Genomic DNA, 3687 nt, shown 5'->3' with positions numbered 1-3687 from the left:
GACGAGCTTGAACAACAAAAAAAACAAATTCCAGCGAGTGATCCCGTAGCACAAGAAAAACTCAGGCGCGAAAAAAAGGCTTATGAAACCAAGAATAGGGAATTAAATAAAAGCCTTGAAGCGGTAAATAAAGAATTATCCAACCTTGCTAATTCAACACAACAAACTCACGCATCAACCCAATATAGTGAAAGTTTACTTAACCGCACGGCACTAAAAAAACAGGCAACACTGGCTAAAGACACCCTATTTAAACCGATAAAATCGCACTGGATGCGGCTTAATGCATTTGATGAACTTGCCAAACTAGGGGCACTACCCGTTGAAATAAACGTGCAAATTAGACCAGAAAATATCGTAAAAATTCAAAATTTATTAACCCAAATGCATCGGGGTTTTTACAATCGTGGCGTTTATCACCCGCACGAGCTTGCTTTTTTAGAAAGTTTTGATATTGATGAAAAGCCCATTAAAACCAGCTCGGGCAAAATGCAAAAAGCAAAATTTACCCTATGCTTTCCTGATAAAGCCAGTAAAGCCTTGTTTGTGGACTTTATCAACGGCACTAATGGCACATTAAGCCCATACAGCTTAAAACAATTTATGGAGCAAAAGTATAAAGATTATTTCAAATTAATCCATAAACAAAAAACACTGCTTGAAAACATAGAAAAAGTGAATCAAGGCAAAGCGTCAATCACTGATAAATTACGCAAAATCAGTGATAAAGCCCTAGAGCGAGCTAAAGCCAAAATCAATGAAAAAATATCAAAAGCAGGAGGCGTGATAGACAAAGCGCAACATGAATTAGAACGTATCTATAATAAGATAGAATTACAAACCGCTAATCAAAACGTCAAAACGGGGAACATAACTTTTAGCATCAATCTTGCGGTGAACGGTATATTAGGTACCCTGACCCTAATAAACATTAGCGATATGCTTAAAGAATGGGATGAAGCAAAAGAAGGTGACGGTGAAACCGATCTAAAAGGGAAAATGCTTAAAGATCTGGTGTCACTGGTACTAACTAGCATCGACTTAACTAACCAATATAAAAATATCAAACTCAATATGCAAATGACTGAAGCGATTAAAGCAGGTAAAGGTGCAACAGCAATAGAAGCTAAGCTTAAGTTCAATGCCATAATTTCTAAAACCGTTTCCAGAGCAACGGCTGCGATCACGGTATTAGATGCGATTGGCGAGTTAAAAAGTTCGTTTGATATGGTGAATATGGAAGATCAAGATTATTTTAAAGCAAGACTCTATGGTTCACTTTTCCTAGGTGCTGGCACTGTTATAGTAGCATTAGCTAGTTCATGGATAACTGTGATTGTGGGGGCTATTTTAATCATTAGTGGTTCAATCGCGGTTATGTTTAGTAAAAAGTACGATAAATATACTGCTATTCAGCACTGGTTAAACCGTTGTTGCTTTGGTAAGCAAGAAGAATTGGACTATTTAGGCTATCAAGCCTATCACGAAGATGAATACAGCACTCACGCGGGTTTTGGCTTAGCGCTCAACGACTATGCGATTATGGTCTATAATATTCAAACCTTTATTCGTTTAAAACCGCTATATCATGCACCATCATCAACACCAATGCCCGATGCCCCAAATCAATTTCAACGGCATATCTATTTTTATTTGGATATTCCCGATTTTGCCAAATACAATCAAAATGAAACTGCAATCGCCATGATTCGCTTATTTATTAATGATTACCCAAATCTAAAAAGCGAGCCAGATCCACTGCCTGAAAAATATATCGATCTAAAATACCGTATCACCTCGCAACAAATAGCGTTATTAGCAATCAGCAAAAACTATGGTAATCTCAATCTGGTTTGGACGGATAAAAAAGCCTATTTTGATAAGTATGATCGTAATAACGGCGTACTGACTAGGCTGCCAATACCTGATAATAGCAAAATTGACGAGCCAGACGAATTTACCTTAACCACATCGGCTAATCATTTTACTGATAAAACGACAACCAACAGCGACGAGCCAGTTCAAAATGGGCTTATTATCAATAAATGGATCGCCGGCACCATAAGTGCGTTTAATATTGTAAAATATCAAATCATTGTGCAATACAATAACCGTGAAGACGTGCCATTAATCGTGACTAAAAACAATAAAATTTAAAATAAGGAGCAGAACAATGCCATCACAATATCAACCCCAAATTTTTGGTTGGATAAGCGATTTAGTAAAAGGCGGTAACTATTTAACGGGTGCGGATCAGCGTCTTCTATATGCCAATGATAACTACTGTGCTTTTATTCGTAAAACAAAATCTGATCAGATTCTTTATTTATGTATGAGTTTTTTTCTCTCAATTTCGGGGATCTTTTTAATTCCATCTTTGATATATTCTATTATAACGTGCAATAGTGATACACTTTTCTATCTTTTAACTTCTGGTTTATTTTGTTACATTATTCTCGAATATTTAATGATTCCTGAATTTTATCAAAATCTTTTTACACGTCGAGGTAGTCCCATTATTTTTAACCGTAAAACGGGTAAAGTGTATATCAATGAAAGCTATTTTTTTAATTTTAAAGTGTTACGTAATCCGCTAACCTTTTTGCACCCTAATAAAAAACGCATAAAAGAATATGACTGGGCCCATTTACAAGGGGTGGTGGTGCATAACTTTTCACGCTCTTCACTCAACACCACCATATTAATGGTGTGCAAACCCCATACCCATAAAACAATCGACCATATATTGCTAGACCCATTACGTGCTGGCATAGGCAGTTATCTGGTTTGGGGTTGGGTCAATAACTTTATGTGCGCGAACAAATTAGCTGGCTTAAACGATGGCAAATACAAATGGGAACAAGAAACCCAATTTAAAGACAACATTATTAAAGGACAAGGCTGGCCAGAATGGATGGTCGAAGCGTTTAATGCCACATCGCAAGCAGAGCTCGCCGAAATTAAACAACGGCATCATGTCAAACAATAAGTTTTAATAGCTCAGGGCGGGGACGGACAAAAAGCCTATTTTGATAAGTATGATCGCAACCGTAATGTCATGACAGGGCTGCCTGAGCCTGATTATAACACTATTGACGAGCCAGACGAATTTACATTAACCACATCGGCTAATCATCTTACTGATAAAACAATAACCAATAGCGACAAGCCAGTTCAAAATGGGCTTATTATCAATAAATGGATCGCCGGCACCATAAGCGCGTTTAATATTGTAAAATATCAAATTATTATTCAATACAATAACCGTGAAGACGTGCCATTAATCGTGACTCAAAACAATAAAATTTAAATTAAGGAGCAGAACAATGCCATCACAATATCAACCCCAAATTTTTGGTTGGATAAGCGATTTAGTAAAAGGCGGTAACTATTTAACGGGTGCGGATCAGCGTCTTCTATATGCCAATGATAACTACTGTGCTTTTATTCGTAAAACAAAATCTGATCAGATTCTTTATTTATGTATGAGTTTTTTTCTCTCAATTTCGGGGATCTTTTTAATTCCATCTTTGATATATTCTATTATAACGTGCAATAGTGATACACTTTTCTATCTTTTAACTTCTGGTTTATTTTGTTACATTATTCTCGAATATTTAATGATTCCTGAATTTTATCAAAATCTTTTTACACGTCGAGGTAGTCCCATTATTTTTAACCGTAAAA

The 3687-nt window shown here is 36.3% G+C and carries 4 protein-coding genes; all 4 read left to right on the top strand.

Annotated elements, in window-relative coordinates:
• The coding region (locus tag A9G22_RS11315; protein WP_176700205.1) for a DUF308 domain-containing protein at positions 1-2157 on the top strand (2157 nt) is incomplete at its 5' end.
• A gap of 16 nt (positions 2158-2173) precedes the next feature.
• Entirely contained in the window at positions 2174-2989 is an 816-nt protein-coding gene (locus A9G22_RS00745) for a DUF6708 domain-containing protein (protein ID WP_065586508.1), read from the top strand.
• Positions 2990-3058: 69 nt separating this feature from the next.
• Positions 3059-3310 carry a hypothetical protein gene (locus tag A9G22_RS00740; protein ID WP_065586504.1) on the top strand — a complete coding sequence of 84 codons (252 nt, stop codon included), beginning with the start codon at positions 3059-3061 and terminating at the stop codon, positions 3308-3310.
• A 16-nt stretch (positions 3311-3326) separates the two neighbouring features.
• Positions 3327-3687: hypothetical protein (locus A9G22_RS00735; protein ID WP_141669928.1), on the top strand; the 361-nt coding region annotated here is incomplete at its 3' end.

It is taken from the genome of Gilliamella sp. App2-1 (genome assembly GCF_001690255.1).
GTDB classification, from domain to species: domain Bacteria; phylum Pseudomonadota; class Gammaproteobacteria; order Enterobacterales; family Orbaceae; genus Gilliamella; species Gilliamella apicola_G.
Note: the sequence above shows the minus strand (reverse complement) of the source record. Positions and strands in the feature narration are given on the sequence as shown.

What these genes read in the sequence shown, in the direction of transcription:
- A9G22_RS00740 (WP_065586504.1), top strand. Translation starts at nt 3,059, where the DNA reads ATGACAGGGCTGCCTGAGCCTGATTATAACACTATTGACGAGCCAGAC.
- A9G22_RS00745 (WP_065586508.1), top strand. Translation starts at nt 2,174, where the DNA reads ATGCCATCACAATATCAACCCCAAATTTTTGGTTGGATAAGCGATTTA.